The sequence below is a fragment of the Duganella dendranthematis genome (assembly GCF_012849375.1).
GTDB lineage: Bacteria > Pseudomonadota > Gammaproteobacteria > Burkholderiales > Burkholderiaceae_D > Rugamonas > Rugamonas dendranthematis.
This window is the reverse complement of record NZ_CP051684.1, coordinates 5,761,534-5,778,227: the sequence shown is the minus strand read 5'-3', so window position 1 is coordinate 5,778,227 and position 16,694 is coordinate 5,761,534. Positions and strand designations below refer to the sequence as shown.

At 63.0% G+C, this 16,694-nt stretch carries 12 protein-coding genes; 9 read left to right on the top strand and 3 right to left on the bottom strand.

What is annotated here, in order from left to right; all coding sequences use genetic code 11:
• Window positions 1-36: 36 nt before the first annotated feature.
• Window positions 37-1,134, bottom strand: a complete 1,098-nt coding sequence (locus HH213_RS26425) for a sugar diacid recognition domain-containing protein (protein WP_169114246.1) — start codon at window positions 1,132-1,134, stop codon at window positions 37-39.
• Window positions 1,135-1,263: 129 nt separating this feature from the next.
• Here HH213_RS26425 and HH213_RS26420 point away from each other — a divergent pair, with 129 nt between their 5' ends.
• From HH213_RS26420 to HH213_RS29815, 6 genes are all read left to right on the top strand, one after another.
• Entirely contained in the window at window positions 1,264-2,589 is a 1,326-nt protein-coding gene (locus HH213_RS26420) for an MFS transporter (protein WP_110848007.1), read from the top strand.
• A 9-nt stretch (window positions 2,590-2,598) separates the two neighbouring features.
• A complete protein-coding gene (locus HH213_RS26415; RefSeq protein ID WP_169114245.1) occupies window positions 2,599-3,750 on the top strand; it encodes a glycerate kinase in 1,152 nt (383 codons plus the stop codon).
• Between the two features lie 103 nt (window positions 3,751-3,853).
• Entirely contained in the window at window positions 3,854-4,366 is a 513-nt protein-coding gene (locus HH213_RS26410; protein WP_169114244.1) for a sigma-70 family RNA polymerase sigma factor, read from the top strand.
• Window positions 4,363-5,301, top strand: coding sequence for a FecR domain-containing protein (locus tag HH213_RS26405; protein WP_169114243.1), 939 nt, complete (start codon window positions 4,363-4,365; stop codon window positions 5,299-5,301). Before HH213_RS26410 ends, HH213_RS26405 begins: the two co-directional genes overlap by 4 nt.
• A 96-nt stretch (window positions 5,302-5,397) precedes the next feature.
• Window positions 5,398-7,989 carry a TonB-dependent receptor gene (locus tag HH213_RS26400; RefSeq protein ID WP_169114242.1) on the top strand — a complete coding sequence of 864 codons (2,592 nt, stop codon included), beginning with the start codon at window positions 5,398-5,400 and terminating at the stop codon, window positions 7,987-7,989.
• A 12-nt stretch (window positions 7,990-8,001) separates the two neighbouring features.
• Window positions 8,002-11,568: an exo-rhamnogalacturonan lyase family protein gene (locus HH213_RS29815; RefSeq protein ID WP_174864435.1), complete on the top strand. Its 3,567-nt coding sequence runs from the start codon at window positions 8,002-8,004 to the stop codon at window positions 11,566-11,568.
• Here HH213_RS29815 and HH213_RS26390 read toward each other — a convergent pair whose 3' ends face one another.
• Entirely contained in the window at window positions 11,569-12,075 is a 507-nt protein-coding gene (locus tag HH213_RS26390) for a TspO/MBR family protein (protein WP_169114241.1), read from the bottom strand.
• Here HH213_RS26390 and HH213_RS26385 point away from each other — a divergent pair.
• Both HH213_RS26385 and HH213_RS26380 read left to right on the top strand, forming a co-directional pair.
• A complete protein-coding gene (locus HH213_RS26385; RefSeq protein WP_229263174.1) occupies window positions 12,074-12,946 on the top strand; it encodes an SDR family oxidoreductase in 873 nt (290 codons plus the stop codon). The two genes, HH213_RS26390 and HH213_RS26385, sit on opposite strands and share 2 nt — an antisense overlap.
• 59 nt (window positions 12,947-13,005) lie before the next feature.
• On the top strand, window positions 13,006-13,974 hold the full coding sequence (locus HH213_RS26380) for a polysaccharide deacetylase family protein (protein WP_169115422.1): 969 nt from the start codon (window positions 13,006-13,008) through the stop codon (window positions 13,972-13,974).
• Between the two features lie 2 nt (window positions 13,975-13,976).
• Here the strand turns inward: HH213_RS26380 and HH213_RS26375 are convergent, their stop codons facing one another.
• Window positions 13,977-15,311, bottom strand: coding sequence for an amino acid permease (locus HH213_RS26375; RefSeq protein WP_169114240.1), 1,335 nt, complete (start codon window positions 15,309-15,311; stop codon window positions 13,977-13,979).
• 118 nt (window positions 15,312-15,429) lie between these two features.
• On the opposite strand from HH213_RS26375, the gene HH213_RS26370 reads away from it, so the two are divergent.
• Window positions 15,430-16,650, top strand: coding sequence for a cyanophycinase (locus HH213_RS26370; RefSeq protein ID WP_229263172.1), 1,221 nt, complete (start codon window positions 15,430-15,432; stop codon window positions 16,648-16,650).
• The last annotated feature ends 44 nt before the right edge of the window (window positions 16,651-16,694 follow it).

The window sequence follows — 16,694 nt, the reverse complement described above, 5'->3', positions numbered from 1 at the left end:
TGTTGTTTTATGTGTATAACCGGGCTTCATTCAGTTTCATTGACTGGACAAGAGCACGGAAATGTAGAGCAAAAAACGGTCTTCCAGGCGCCCCAGATCAAGCCCGGTGATCTCGCCGATGCGGCGCAGGCGGTAATCCAGCGTGTTACGGTGGATGTGCAGCGCTTCGGCCGTGGCGGCGGGGTGGCCGTCGTGTGCGAACCAGGTCTCCAGTGTGCGTTGCAGCATATCTTTGTTGCGGCCGAGCTTTTCGATCGGCGCCCGCAGCTGGGCCGCCTGCCAGCCGGTGTCCAGGCCGGACAGCAGTACAGGCAGGGCGTGGTCGTAGTAACTGTACTGGTGGCGACGCGGATGGCGATTGCGGCCGATGCGCGCGGCGCTCTTGGCGCTCTGGTAGGAAATCGCCACGCCGGCGATGCCTTGCAGCGCGATGCCCATGGTCAGCGTGTGCGGCGTCGGACAGATCTCGCGCACGATGGCGCCCAGCGCGTGCAATTGTTTGCCGTGGTCCTGGGATTCGAGAAAATCGAGTATCACCAGTTCGTGCGGGCCTGCCGCTGCGGTCAGTGCGGACGGCACGCGTGCCTGCAGCCGCAGTTGCAGCGCCTGCAGGTCTGCGTCTTGCAGCTCTAATAGATAGACGGCGTGCGGGCGGTCGAAGCTGACGCCGAGTCGATGCGCCCACGCCTCCAGGTCTGCGATGCTGGCATGTTCAGCGTTGATCAGGTTGAGGACGAAGGCTTCGCGGTAGCGTGAATCGCGTTGTAGCTCGCCGGCCAACTGCGCCTGCTCGAGGATCATTTCGGCGGTCAGGCGTACCAGTTCACCGAACTGGCGTACCTGGTCCGGCGCGCCGCTCAGGCCTACTGCACCGCACAATTGTCCCTGAACCGTAAGCGGCAGATTGATCCCCGGCTGCGCGCCGTGCAGGTTTTTGGCGCTGGCGGCGTCGATTTCCACCGTTAGTTTCTTGGCCAGCGCCAGCAGGGCGCCGGCGTGCAGTTCGCCGATGCGGGCCGGATTGCCACTGGCGATAATGCTGCCATTGGCGTCCATCACGTTGACGTTATAGGGAATAATGCGCATGGTGCGGGTAACGATATCCTGCGCCAGCGCCATGCTGATAATGTTCATGACGCTTATTTTAGTGCATTTGCCTAAGAATCGAGGGCGAAGAGCGGCCAGATTCGGGCGTTGGTCCAATGCTTTTTTGTGATCGATTCCAGATAATCCCGGTATCATTAAAATACACTGGAGACCCGCATGAGCACTTCCACCACCTCTGCCCAGGCGTGGCCGGCGACCGCCGTCCTCGATGGCGCGTACAAAAAAGCCAGCTGGCACCTGATTCCGTTCATCTTCGTCTGCTATCTGTTCAATTACCTAGACCGCGTCAACGTCGGCTTTGCCAAGCTGGAAATGCTCGATGCGCTCAAATTGAGCAATACTGTTTACGGATTAGGCGCGGGTATCTTCTTCATCGGCTACGTGCTGAGTGGCGTGCCGAGTAACCTGATCCTGCACAAAATCGGCGCGCGGCGCTGGATTTCGGTGATGATGATCGCCTGGGGCGCGCTGTCCGCCTGCACCATGTTCGTCAATTCGCCAACCTCCTTCTACGTGGTGCGCTTCTTTACCGGCGTGGCGGAAGCGGGCTTCTTCCCCGGTATGGTGCTGTACTTCACCCACTGGTTCCCGACGCAGAAGCGCGGCCAGGTGATGGCGCTGTTCATGTCGGCGATTCCGATTTCGGGCCTGATCGGCGGTCCGCTGTCCGGCTGGATGCTGTCGCATTTCTCGGTTGGCCAAGGCGGCCTGGCCGGCTGGCAGTGGCTGTTCCTGCTGCAAGGCGTACCAACGGTGCTGCTGGGCGCCGGCGTATTCTTCTACCTGAACGACGGCATCGCCTCTGCCAAATGGCTGAGCGCCGAAGAAAAATCCGCCATGCAGGCCGCCCTGGCGGCAGATGAGCAGGAGCGCACGGCGGTCAGCAACGTCGGCCAGTCGTTTGGCGCGGTGCTGAAAAACAGCAGCGTGTGGACGCTGGGCGCGATCTACTTCTGCATCCAGATGGGGGTGTATGCGATTAACTTCTGGCTGCCGTCGATTATCAAGTCGCTGGGCTTCGACAATGCGCAGACGGTGGGCTGGCTGAGCGCCATTCCTTACCTGGCTGCCGCGGTGTTCATGGTGTGGGCTGGCCGTTCGGCCGACAAGCATCGCGAGCGCCGCTTCCACGTCAACCTGCCGATGGTCATGGGCCTGATTGGCCTGCTGCTGGCGGCGAACTTCTCCAGTAATCCGCTGATCGTGATGATCGGCCTGAGCATGGCGACCATGGGCGCCTTGACTGCGCTGGCCTTGTTCTGGTCCTTGCCGGCGGCCTTCCTTGGCAGCGCGGCGGCGGCGGGCGGCCTGGCGCTGATTAATTCGCTGGGCCAGATCGCCGGTTTCGTCAGCCCGTTCCTGGTTGGCTGGATCAAGGACGCGACCAAGAGCACCGACGTGGCGCTGTACATCCTGTCCAGCGTACTGCTGGTCGGTGCCATCCTGGTACTGCGCATTCCTGCAAAACTGGTTAACCGCTAAGAGCTGTATATGAAAATAGTCATCGCACCCGATTCGTTCAAGGAAAGCCTGACAGCGATGGCCGTGGCCAACGAGATCGAGGCCGGCTTCCGCGAGATTTTCCCTGACGCCGACTACGTAAAATTGCCGGTGGCCGATGGCGGCGAAGGCACGGTGCAGGCCATGATCGATGCAAGCGGCGGCAAACGCGTGGCCTTGCAAGTCACCGGTCCATTGGGCGATCCGGTATCGGCGTTCTACGGTCTAATGGGTGATGGCCAGACGGCGGTGATCGAAATGGCCGCCGCCAGCGGCCTGGAACTGGTGCTGCCTTCACAACGCAATCCGCTGCGCACCACCAGCTTTGGCACTGGCCAGTTGATACTCAACGCGCTGAATGCAGGCGCACGCCGCTTCGTGCTGGGCATCGGCGGCAGCGCCACCAATGACGGCGGCGCCGGCATGCTGCAAGCGCTGGGCGGCCGGCTCCTGGACGCTACCGGCGCCGACCTGGCGCATGGCGGCGGCGCGCTGAATATGCTCGACCGCATCGACCTGTCCGGGCTTGATGCGCGCATCAAGGATAGCGTGTTCGACGTGGCCTGCGATGTCAGCAACCCGTTGGTGGGACCGCAAGGCGCTTCCGCCATCTTCGGCCCGCAGAAGGGCGCCACGCCGGAGATGGTGGCGCGGCTGGACGACAATCTGCGCCACTATGCGCAAGTGATTGAGCGCGACCTTGGCCAGCAAGTGGCCGACGTGCCGGGCGCCGGCGCCGGCGGCGGCATCGGCGCGGCCATGCTGGTATTCCTCGGCGGTAGTCTGCGGCCGGGTAGCGAGATCGTCACGGCGGCGGTAGGCCTGGACGCGGCGGTGGCCAATGCGGACCTGGTCATCACCGGCGAAGGCCGCATCGACGGCCAGACCATCCACGGCAAAACGCCGGTTGGTGTTGCGCGCGTGGCACAGCGACACTGCAAGCCGGTGATCGCGATCGCCGGCGGCCTGGCCTCCGGCGCGGCGGCGGTGCACGATCACGGGATCGATGCCGTCTTCGGTTCCGTCAGCCGTCCGGTCACGGTGGAAGAGGCAATGGCCTCTGCGGCGGCCAATGTGCGTAACGCGGCCCGCAACATCGCCGCCACTTTGCGCATCGGCGCGCAGCTGAAGAGCGATAACTAAAATAGAGGCTGCTATATCCATTTGGTGATGCCTTTTATTTTGGAAGAAGCTTATTTGGTTTTGTTCGTTTTATTAAGTGGCCTGCCGTTCTATATTGGCGGCCATGATTACCGTTTCCTTCGCTACCGCCGCGCGCGACCAATTCCTCGGCGGTGAATTCCGCCGCAGTTATGGCTGGCTCACGGCCAGTGTTCACCGCCTGGTCGGCTCGCGCAATGACGCCGAGGACCTGGCCGCATCGGCATTCACCGAACTGGCTGGCATGGAAGACGTCAGCCAGATCCGCCAACCGCGCGCGCTGCTGACCACCATTGCGCGGCGCCTCACTTACGAATTCTGGCGCCGCCGTGACCTGGAACGCGAATACCTGGAACAACTGGCGCAGGCGCCGGAATTTTCCGACGCCTCGCCCGAAGATATTTGCGAAGCCATCGACGAACTGCTGCGCATCGACGCGGCCCTGCAAAGCATTAGCGCCAAAGCGCGCGAAGCCTTTATTCTCAGCCAGTTCGAGGAACTGGGGTACGCAGAAATCGCCACGCGGCTGTGCGTTTCGGTCAGCATGGTGCGCAAGTACATGGCGCAGGCGCTCACCGCCTGCTGTTCGTTGGCATGAAGCTGCCGCCGGCCGAACACCAGGCGGTGATGTGGGAAGTACGTTTGCGCGAAGGCGATGTTGGCGTCTCCGTGCTGGATGAATTCGACCACTGGCGCACGGCGCAAGAAGTTAATGAACAAGCCTGGAACGCCTTGCAGCAGCGGCTATCACGCATGGGCGGTTCGCACGCGCGCGACGCATCGGCCATGGCGCACGCTTTGCGTACGCCGGCGACGGAACGCCGCCGCGTGTTGCGCTCCGCTTTTGCCTTGCTGGTGGTGGGCTGCGGCACGTGGGGCATTCGAGAGGGTTTGCACGGCATGAGCCTTGATGCCGACTGGCGTAGCGCCGTTGGTGAGCGCGGCGAAGGCCAACTGGCTGATGGTACGCCGCTGGCGTTCGACGCCAATAGCCGCATCTACCTTAGTGGCAGCGCTGCAAGTCCGCGCCTGGACCTGAAACAGGGGCAGGTGCTGGTCAAATCCTGGCCGCAGCGCGACGATCTGCTCAGCGTGGCCACCGACCACGGCACGGTCTCCACCGAGGGCGCGACCTTCAATGTCGGCCGCCTGCATCAGCGCAGCATGGTGTCGGTCAGTGCCGGCAGTGCGCTGCTGCGGACGCACGGCGGGCCGCCGGTACTGGTGTCTGCCGGCGAAACCTTCTACTTCGATCACAAGGGCGTGCAGCAGGCGGAAATGTCGTTTGCCGCCGCCAGCGCCTGGACGCGCGGCGTTTGCGTGGCCGACCGCATGCCGCTGGCCGAGCTGCTGGAGATTTTCGGCCGCTATCGCAAAGGTCTGCTGCGCGTCAGCGGCCGCGCGGCGGCGATGCAGATCAGCGGCGTATTCCGGCTGGAAGATGTCGAGCGGGCGCTGATGCAGGTAGTGGATATTCTGCCGGTACGCGTGAAGCGTTATGGCAGCTATCTGACGGTGCTGAGCGCAGCCTGAAAAAAAATTTCAATTTGCGGTGTCACTTTCCAATTCTCGATGCACATGGTTGGTGAAGCGCTTCGATCGAGGCGCCATAACCTTGTGAGGCATGTTTTGCAAAAACCACAGCACATCCTGGCCATCCTGGCCGTGACCCAGTTACTCGCCCTGCCAGCCGCGCTGGCGCAGGATGCGACCCGCCACCAATATCAACTGGCCGGCGCTGCGCTGGACAAGACGCTGCTGCGCATTGCTGCGGAAAGCGGCGTCGCGCTGGCCTACGATCCCAAGCTGGTGGACTCGGTGCGTTCCGCGCCGGTGAGCGGCAACTACAGCGCCACCGAGGCGATCGAACGCGCGCTGGAAGGTACGGGTTTTGAATTGGTCAGCGCCGGTGGTGGCCGCACCTTGACGATCCGCCGTGCGATTGCGGCGCCGGCTGCCGCTCGCGCGCCGTTGCAGGCGGTGATCACGCCGGTTGCGCTGCGCGCGCCGGTGGCGGCAGCTGCCGTCGTTTCTGCGCCGGTCGCCAACAACGAGGTGCTGGCGCGCGTGACGGTGAAGGGCGCCAAGCGTCCCGGCAGCCAGGAGTCCGACGATGTGCAGCGCGCGCCGACATCGGCCTACCGCATCAGCGGCGAGGATCTGGAAGAGCAGAATCTGACCACGCTGGAAGACCTGCAGCAACTGGTGCCCGGCCTGGTGATCCAGAGTACCGATCCGTCGGATACGCAGATATCGATTCGCGGCGTGGGCGATGGCGGGGGGCAGGCCAGTGGCGACTCCAACATCGGCATGCCTAGCAGCGTGGCGATTTATGTCGACAATGTGTACCTGCCGCGCGCCGGCATGTTGAGCAGCGGCCTGGGTGATATCGCTTACGCAGAGGTGCTGAGCGGTGCGCAGGGTACGATGTTTGGCGCGAATGCCACGGGCGGCGTGCTGAATCTGCAAACGGTCGCTCCTTCCTTTACGCCGGAAGCATCGGCCAGCGTGGCGTATGGCCAGCATGGCTACACGCGTGGACGCGCGATGGTGTCCGGACCTTTGTCGGACAACTGGGCCGGCCGTTTGAATCTGGTGTACAGCAATAACGATGGCGCGGTGACCAATGTCCGCAACGGCAATCGCCTGAACGGTTCAACCAGCAGCGGCGCACGCGGCCAGTTGCTGTACAAGCGCGGCGACAACTTCGATCTGCGTCTGAGCGCCGACATCAACGTCACCAACAGCGAGCCGACGGCCGTGCTGTTGTCGACCAATGTGTTCAGCGGCGTGGATAGCTATCTCAAACACTCGACGGCGGTGGGCAACCATGTGGTGTTCGGGCCGAATGTGGATCTGGACGACGAAAACCGCGTGCATGTGAAGCAGGGTGGCGTGTCGGCGGAGGCCAACTGGCGTTTCGATAACGGTTTCAAGCTACGCTCCGTCACCTCGTACCGCTACTTCCGTTCCGATCCAACCTATGCGGACGGTCTGAGTGTGGCGGTCTACAACAACACCGGCACGCGGGTGCTGGACCGTACGTGGTCGCAGGAGCTACGTCTGGATTCGCCCGTTGGCGAGAAGTTTGATTATGCGTTGGGCCTGACCTATCTGGGCGAGAACCTGGATACCGCTGCGCACACGCGCTACACGAACAACAAGCTGGCTGGCATCTACACGGATGCGGCCAGCAACAACAACCTGGACATCATCCGTTTTGGCCTGCTGCACGATCATATGATTTCGCCATATGCGCAGGGCACGCTGCACATCGCGCCGGATTGGGATCTGGTGGCTGGCGTGCGCGCCAACTATGAAGAGAAGGGCGGCCAGTTTATCCGCTATAACAAGGCTGCCTTCAATTCCGGCTACATCAAGGAATACCATGTGCTGCCTTCGGGGACATTGGTTCTGAAATATCAGCTGGCGCCGGCGTGGAGCAGCTATCTGGCCGGTTCGTACGGCGAAAAATCGGGCGGTATCAATATTTCGGCCGGCGCGGCCAAGGCGGCAGGCTACGATACGCTGATCATCAAGCCGGAAAAGACCAAGAGCACGGAGTTGGGCATCAAGGGTTCGCTGTTGGACAACAAGGTGAGCGTGAAGGCAGATGTGTTCCTGACCGAGGTAACTGACTTCCAGACGCAAGGCTACAACCCGGATGACCAGCAGACTTACTTGCTGAACGCGGGCACGTTCCGTTCGCGTGGCGCTGAGGCGACGATCGGCGTGGCGCTGGCCAAGGGCTGGCAGGCGAATCTGGCGGGCGTTTATAACGATGCTTACTACACCGATTACGCGCATGCACGCTGCGGCTCGGAGATTACCTTGTCGCCGAAGCCGCCGGCCTTCTGCAATCTGACCGGGCAGCGCGTGTTCAATGCGCCGAAGGTGACGTGGAATGCGAATACGCGCTATGACTGGCGCACGGCGAATGGCCTGAAGAACTTCGTCACCGCGCGTTATTCTTATCGTGGCTGGATGTATGGTTCGGTGGACAATTCCTCGCTGACGCGGGTGCAGGGTTATGGTCTGGCGGCGTTTTCGGCAGGCACCAGTGGCAAGCTGGATCGCGGCGAGTGGACGGCGTCGGTCTGGGTGAACAATGCGTTTGACAAGCAGTATTACCGTCGTGTGGTGGCCGGTGATTACGGTTCGGTGTGGGGCTGGCTGGGCGAGCAGCGCACTGTCGGCGCTACGCTGGCTTATAAGTATTAAGGAGTTGGCGGCATGAGTGCATCGCTTGAACGACGTCAGTTTTTCAAACTGGCGGCGCTGTTGACTGGCGGCGCTGCTGGCTTGGCTGAAGGTGGCCAGGCTGCTGCGCGGGATAAGGTGATTGGGCCGGCGGCGGGCGACCTAACGCCGGCTTGGCAGGAGGGCGAGACCCCGCTGCATTGGCTGGAAGGTGTGCCCGCCAGCTTCCAGGGCGCGACGTGGGGCGTGCCATGGCCACAAGGCCGCGTACCCGCCGACAGCACGTTCGAACTGCGGCCGGTCAGCAAGTCTGCTGACGCGCCGTTCGCCGCTGCCCACGCTGCCCACGCCGGCGACAAGCGCGCTGCCGGACCGATGGGCGCAGCAGTGCCCCGCGCGCGCGGAGCAGCAGTAGGCGCAGCGACCGCCAGTGCCACCGGGGAGCGCGACGCCTTTGCGGTGCAATCGTGGCCGCTGGCTTATTGGCCGGATGGCACGCTCAAATGGTCTGCCCACGCGCTACCGCCGGACGCCGATGGCGCTGCGCCGGCCGGCGGCTACACGCTGCATGCGTTGCTAGACGCGACCGGCCGCGCCTTGCCAGCCGCGTCGGCCGGCCCGGCAGAGCGGGGCGGGGCTGCCGCTGGGCTGATCCCAGTTGCGTCGACCGCGCCGGCAGTATTGGCCGGAATTGCTGCCGCTGTTGCGTTGGCGGTTGAACGGGGCGATGCGATCATCGTCAACACCGGCAAGCTGCAATGCACGCTGGCGAAATCCGGCTCTATTTTGCTGAACGCCATTCAACGAGCAGGCAAGCCACTGCTGCGCGAAGGCCGTCTGGTGCTGCTGGTGGATAGCGCGGCCGACGATGAAACCAGCGCCGCCGGCCGCCGCGCCTACGACAGTGTGATCGACAGCGTCACGCTGGAGCAAACGGGCCCGCAACGCGCCGTCGTCCGTGTCAATGGCGCGCATCGCCATGCCGACGGCGCTAGACTACTACCTTTCGTCGTCCGCCTCTACTTCTACAAAAACTCGGACGCCATCCGCGTGCTGCACACGCTGGTGTACGACGCCGATCCACAACAATCCTTCATCCGCGGCGTTGGCCTGCGCTTCAACGTGCCGCTCACCGCGCCACTGTACGACCGCTACATCCGCTTTGTCGGCACCAACGGTGGCGTGTTCGCCGAAGCCGTGCAAGGTCTCACAGGCCTTCGCCGCGACGCAGGCGCCGCCGCCGAAGCGCAACTTAAAGGCCGCGCCGTTGCGGCCGGCACGCTGCCCGCCAACGTCAGTAAAAACCTCCGATACGTACCAGCCTTCGGCCACTACACGCTACTGCAATCGCACCCGGACGGTTACAGTATCAGCAAACGCACCCGCCCAGGCCGCGGCTGGATAAACGCCGCCAGCGGCAGCCGCGCCGCCGGCACCGGCTATCTCGGCACGCCGGAAGGAGGCATCGCCTTCGGCATCCGCAATTTCTGGCAAAGCTATCCCGGCCAAATCGACATCCACGGAGCAGAAACTAGCCAGGCCACCGTCACGCTCTGGCTCTGGGCGCCGAAGGCCGAACCCATGGACCTGCGCTTCTACCACGACGGCATGGGCGAAACCGACTACGCCAAGCAGCGCGATGCACTCGACATCACCTACGAAGATTACGAACCAGAATTCGGCACGCCATATGGCGTCGCCCGCACCAGCGAACTGGAACTGCAACTGCTGCCAGCCACGCCATCGCACGAAGAACTGGTAGCGATCAGCCGCCGCATCCAGTCGCCGCCGATGCTGACCGCGTCACCGGAACGGTTGCACAGCGCCGGCATTTTCAGTGAATACTGGCACCCGGCCGCTGCCAAGCCGACCAAACTCGATCAGCAACTGGCCTGGGTCTTCGACTTCTACCGCAACCAGGTGGAAGACCGCAAATGGTACGGCTACTGGGATTATGGCGATGTGATGCACACCTACGACACCCAGCGCCACGTATGGCGCTACGACGTAGGCGGCTTCGCCTGGGACAACTCGGAGCTGAGCACGGAAATCTGGCTGTGGCACTATTACCTGCACAGCGGCCGCGCAGACGCATACCGTCTGGCCGAAGCCATGACGCGCCACACCGGCGAAGTCGATATCCACCACATCGGTCCATACAGCCCGCTCGGCACGCGGCACGGCGTACAGCACTGGAGCGACAGCGCCAAGCAGGTGCGCGTGTCCACCGCCATCAACCGACGCTTCTTCTATTACCTCAGCGCCGATGAACGCGTTGGCGATCTACTGCGCGAACAGGTCAACGCGGTAAACCGCCTGCGTACCATCATCCCCGGGCGCAAAATCGGTCAGCATGCGCCGGACAAAGAGCCGGACAACTATGCCAGTGTGGCCTTCGGCACCGACTGGGGCGCGGTGGCTGCCGCCTGGTTCACTGAATGGGAGCGCACTGGCCAGCCGCAGTATCGCGACAAACTGTTGAACAGCATGGCGAGTATCGCCGCGCAGCCACTCGGCTTCCTGGCTGGCGGCGGCATCATGGACCTGCGCACCGGCGCTTACCTGTATGACGCCAACGCAAAAATCAATGTGTCGCACCTGAGCGCCGTCTTCGGCCTGCCGGAAATCGCCAGCGAATTGATACGCACGGTGCCGCAACCGGCCTTCCGCGAGGCCTGGCTGCGCTACTGCCGCCTGTACAACGCCAGTCCAGAACAGCAGAAGGCAGAACTGGGACAAGACCTGGGCAAACTGAATCTGGGCCAGGGCCACGCGCGTTTGCTGGCCTATGTCGCCGTACAACAGCAGGACAAGGAGATGCTGGCGCGCGCGTGGGCGCAGTTCCAGGAAGGTCGGGCGGGTCTGCGCGACAAGGATCTGGTGTCGCGCCGCGTGAAGCCGCCGCTGGTGCTCAACGAGGTAGAGGAGGCACCAACGTTGTCCACCAACGCGGTGGCGCAATGGGGACTGGGCTCCATCGGCATGCAGGCGCTGGCTGCGCAGACAGCTGACAGCACGCTGGCGCGCGATGACTTTGCGCGCTTCGATCCGCAAGCCTGGGCCATCGAGGCGGAGGTGGGTAACAGCGTCGCAGCAGCCTACGTCGAACGTGGTGCGCTGGTGCTGAGGGCAGATCGCGGGCTGACGGTCTGGCTGCGTAAGCAACTGCTGGGCCATTACGAAATCAGCTTCACCCGCACGGTGCTGGCAGAGGGGCGGCTGTCGGATCTGAACTTCTTCTGGGAGGCGCAACTGCCCGAAGGCTTCAAACGATCAGGCAAGCTGGAAGAATACGATGCGCTGCGGCTGTTCTATGCGGGCATAGGCGGCAATACCAACAGCACCACGCGGTTCCGCTATTACGACGGCAGCGGCGCGCGCAATCTGCTGCGCGAATACACAGCGCCCGAGTATCTGCTGAAGGCCGATCATCCTTACCGCATCCGTATCGTGGTCGATGCGCGCGGCACGCGGTTGTACGTGGACGATCGTGAGTATTTCAGTGCACCGGGGCCGCTGGCGGGTGGCGGCTATTTCGGCTTCCGCACCACACAGTCGGTGCAGAAAGTGGCGCATTTCCGCGTGCGTCGCGTGGCGTAATCAGAGCACGGAAGGATTCCGCTGCCAGATGCTGTAGCAAAGGCAGGTGGCAAAACTCACCCATCCGATATAGGGAACTAACAGCAGTCCGGCTACGCGGTCGCGCCGCCAGAAGGCAACGATGATGGCGGCGATCAGCACCCATAGCAGCAGAATCTCGGCAAATGCCCATGCGCCGAGATGCCAGCCGAAGAATAGCCAGGTCCACAGTGCGTTGGCGGCCAGCTGCACGACGTACAGCGTGAGCGCGGGGCGGGCGCTGGCGTTGGTTGCGGTGCGCTGCACGTGCCAGGCGGAGATGGCCATCAGCAGGTACAACGCGCTCCAGGCAGGGCCGAACAGCCAGGCAGGCGGCGCCCAGGCGGGGCGATCGAGTTGCAGGTAGAAGTCTGCGGCTTGCGCGGACGCGTAGGCGCCGATCGCGGCGAAGATAAACGTCAGTATCAGCCAGCCGGCCAGGGCGGGCAGTTGCAAAGGGCGGTGCGGGGCGGCAGTTTGGGTGGACATGGGAATTCCCTCCGGACTAAGGTGGTTCCATGGTGGTGGCGCTACCGAAGGTGGTCTGTGCGGCAGTCAACCGATCTTCAATCTGGGATTGAAGGTGATTCAAGCGCTGGGCCAATTATCGGCGCGCCGGTTGCGGCGCATGATGGGTGCACTGTTCATTTACTGGGAGTGCATCATGAAGAATCAGCTGGTGGTGGTAATTGGGGGCTTGTCCGGCATCGGACGGGCAGTGGCCGAGCAGGCTGCGGCCGAAGGCGCGCGGGTGATTGCGGCGGGCCGACGCGCGAGGCCGGCGGATTGGCCGTCGCAGATCGAGGCGGTGCAGCTGGATGTGACAGATGACGCGGCGGTACAGCGCTTCTTCGCCGACGTCGGCGCCTTCGATCATCTGGTGGTGACGGCCGGTCCGGTAATTCCTTCCAGCCGACTGGCTGACTTGGTGCCGGAGCAGGCGATGGCGGCTTTCAATGTGAAGGTGTTCGGCCAGCTGCGCGCGGTAAAGTATGCGGCGCGTTATATGAAGGCGGGTGGTTCGGTGACGCTGACTTCCGGTCTGCTGTCGCGCAAGGTGATGCCGGGCGGGGTGGTCAAATCGACCATGAATGCGGCGGTGGAGGTGATGGGCAAGACGCTGGCCAAGGAACTGGCGCCGTTGCGCGTGAATGTGGTTAGTCCAGGCATGGTGGAAACCGGCATGTGGGGTCCAATGAGCGACGCGGAACGTGGTGCGATGGCGCAGCGCGCCGGTGCTGGCATACCAGTGGGACGTGTTGGGCAGGGTTCTGACCTGGCGCAAGCGTATCTGATGCTGATGCAGAATGGCTTCATGACCGGCGCGGTGGTGGATGTTGATGGCGGAGGTTTGCTGTGAGCGCCGTGGTGGGGACGCGCCGTCGTTTTCTTGCGCAGGCGGCCAGCGGTGCGGCGGTGATGGCGGCTGGCGTGGCCGGTGCCTCGGAAGCGGTTGACGCGACTGGCGCGTCGGCGGCGCACAGCGCGGCAGCGGAGACAGCGGGGAGCGCGAGTGGCGCCAACGGCAGCAGTGGCGCCTTCTGGCCCAACGACGCGCGCCTCGTGATCTCGATCTCGATGCAGTTTGAAGCCGGTGGCCAGCCACCCAAGGGTGCCGACTCGCCATTCCCGAAAGTCGATTTCCCCGCCAGCGTGAAGTCGGACGCCGTTGCCAACACCTGGTTCGCCTACGGCTACCGCGAAGGTATCCCGCGCATGCTGGATCTGTGGGACAAGCACGGCGTCAAAGTCACCTCGCACATGATCGGCGAAGCGGTGCAGCGCCATCCCGAGCTGGCGCGCGAGATCGTCAAACGCGGCCACGAAGCATCCGGACACGGCCCGCGCTGGAGTTCGCAATACGCCATGACCCGCAACGAAGAACGCGCCTTCCTCGTCGCCGGCCGCGACATGGTGCAGCAAGTGACCGGCGAACGCACCGCCGGCTACAACTGCAACTGGCTGCGGCGTGGTCCGAATACGCTATTGCTCCTGCAGGAACTGGGCTTCGCCTACCACATCGATGACGTCAGCCGCGACGAGCCGTTTATCGAACAGGTGGATGGCAAGGACTTCGTGGTTGTGCCCTACACGCTGCGCAACAACGACATCCTGCTGATCGAAGGCCGCAATTACTCGCCGCAGCAGTTCCTCGAACAGATCAAGGGTGAATTCGACCAGTTGTACGAAGAAGCCGGCACGCGCCGTCGCATGATGTCGATCAGCGCGCATGACCGCATCAGCGGCACGCCGCAGATGGTGCGTGTGTGGGACGAGTTTCTCACCTACGCCCGCAGCAAGGCCGGCGTGGCGTTCATGCGCAAGGACGATATCGCCCGTTACGCGCTGGCCAGCCCGCAGACCTTGCGCGAACGGGAAACCATCTGACCTCAGGCCGGACGGCGGCGCAGCTTGTAACCGATGGCCAGCGCCGCCAGCCAGACCGGAATCAGATACACCGACAACCGCAGGTCCGGCGTCAGGTACATCACGACCAGGATCGCCGCCAGGAAGGCCAGGCACAGGTAGTTAGTGGTTGGGTAGCCCAGGCTGCGGAATTGCGTGATCTGGCCGGCCGCCTTCTTCTGCGCGCGGAAGCGCAAGTGGATCCAGCTGATCAAGCCCCAGTTGATAATCAGCGCCGACACCACCAGCCCCATTAAGAAGCCGAAGGCCTGCGCCGGCATGAAGTAATTGACCGCCACGCAGATGCCGGTAGCCAGCGCCGATACGCCGAGCGCCGTCAGCGGCACGCCGCGCGCGTTGACCTTCAACAGCGCCTGCGGCGCATTGCCTTGTTTTGCAAGGCCGTACAGCATGCGGGTGTTGGCGTACACGCCGCTGTTATACACCGACAGCGCGGCCGTCAGCACCACCAGGTTCAGCACGTTGGCCACCACGTCGCTGTTCAGCGCATGGAAGATCAGCACAAACGGGCTGCCGCTGGTGACCACTTTCTGCCACGGGTACAGCGACAGCAGGATGCCCAGCGCGCCAATGTAAAAGATCAGGATGCGGTAGATGGCCTGGTTGGTCGCCTTGGGAATGGTCTGCGATGGATTGTCCGCTTCGGCGGCCGTGATGCCGATCAGTTCCAGTCCGCCGAACGAGAACATGATGACCGCCATGGCCATCACCAGTCCACTGACGCCATGCGGGAAGAATCCACCGTGCTGCCACAGGTTGGCCACGGTGGCTTGCGGGCCGGCGTCGCCGGAGATCAGCAGCCAGGCGCCGAACAGGATCATGCCGACGATGGCCAGCACCTTGATGATGGCGAACCAGAATTCCATCTCGCCGAAGGCTTTGACGTTGAACAGGCTGATGGCGTTGATGATGGCGAAGAAGGCCAGCGCCGACACCCAGGTTGGCACCGCCGGCCACCAGTATTGAATATAGATGCCGACCGCCGACAGCTCGGCCATGCTGACCAGCACATACAGCACCCAGTAATTCCAGCCCGCCATGAAGCCGGCCCAGTGGCCGCAGTATTTGTCGGCGAAATAGCTGAACGAGCCGGCCACCGGCTCGTCGACCACCATCTCGCCCAGCTGGCGCATGATGAAGAAGGCGATGACGCCCGCCACGCCATAACCCAGCAGCACCGAGGGGCCAGCCATCTGGATCGTCTGCGCGATACCGAGAAACAGGCCGGTGCCAATGGCGCCGCCCAGCGCGATCAACTGAATGTGCCGGCTTTTCAGGCCGCGCTTGAGTTCACTCATCAAATCTCCTGTGCACACTGACGTAAAAGTTGATTCTCGCACAACTGCGGGTCCGGTAGCCAAATGCAGAGGCGCTCTGTCATATAATTGTAGGGATCACCCAGACGAGGAATATCGTATGACGAGTTTAGTTAAAGCGGTGCGCATGCTGTGCGTATCGTTGGTCGCACTGGCCATGCAGGTCTCAACCGCTGCCGAAAGCGCGCCGAAAGGCCATTTGCTGATCGCCGGCGGCGCCGTGCGGGCCGATAACGGCGAAGTGTGGACGCGGCTGGTGGAACTGGCCGGCGGCAAGGGCGCGCGCATTGCGGTGATGCCCAGCGCGGCCGGCAATCCGCTGCGTTCGGGGACCAATCTGGTGGCGACACTGAATAAATACGGCGCCTCGGCCTTCGCCGTGCCGGTGGGGGTGCGCTTCAAGGACCGCGACTACCAGCGCGATGCGGAAGATGAAACGCTGGCAAGCCAGATCCGCTCAGCGGGCGGCGTCTACTTCGCCGGCGGTGATCAGGGCTTGATTACCAAGGCGCTGGTGCGGGCGGATGGCACGCGCACTGCGGTGTTGCAGGCGATCTGGGATGTCTACCAAAAGGGCGGGGTGGTCGCGGGCAGCAGCGCCGGCGCCGCCATCATGAGCAGCACCATGTATTACGAGGCCAAGACGGTGCTGGGCACCCTGAGCGTGGGCGTCAACGACGGCCTGGAACTGGCGCCGGGCCTGGGCTTCGTCGGCAAGGACTTGTTCGTCGACCAGCACTTGCTGGCGCGCGGCCGCTTTGCGCGCATGCTGCCGGCCATGCTGAAGAAGGGATACAAGCAGGGTCTGGGCATTGACGAGAATACCGCCGTTATCATTGATGGCCAGCGCAATGTGGAAGTCATCGGCTACCAAGGGGCGCTGCTACTGGACCTGGAAAAGGCCCAGACCAACGGCACCGAGAAGGCCTTCAACCTGACCAACGCCCGCATCAGCTATCTGGATCGCGGCGACCGTTACAACCTTGAGAGCCGCCAGTACACGCCGTCTTCCGACAAAAAGGATGGCAAGCTTGACCCGGCCAGCCCGTATCTGGACGAACAGGTTTACTCTGCCGACATCCTCGGCCACAACACGGTGCTGGTGATGATGGAAAAGCTGATCAACAACTCGCGCAGCGAAGCGATCGGCATTGCGGCGCCAGCGCCGGGCGACCCGCGGCCCGACCTCGGCTTCGAGTTCAAGCTGACCCGCGACGCCAGCAGCGTCGGTTACGAGTCGGCCACCTCGGATGCTTATACCATCCTTAACTTGCGCATGGATGTGCGTCCGCTGAAGATCACCCAGTCCTGGTACCAATAAGGCGTATTACCGATTGGTTAGTCGGGCGCTTACGCGTCAATACT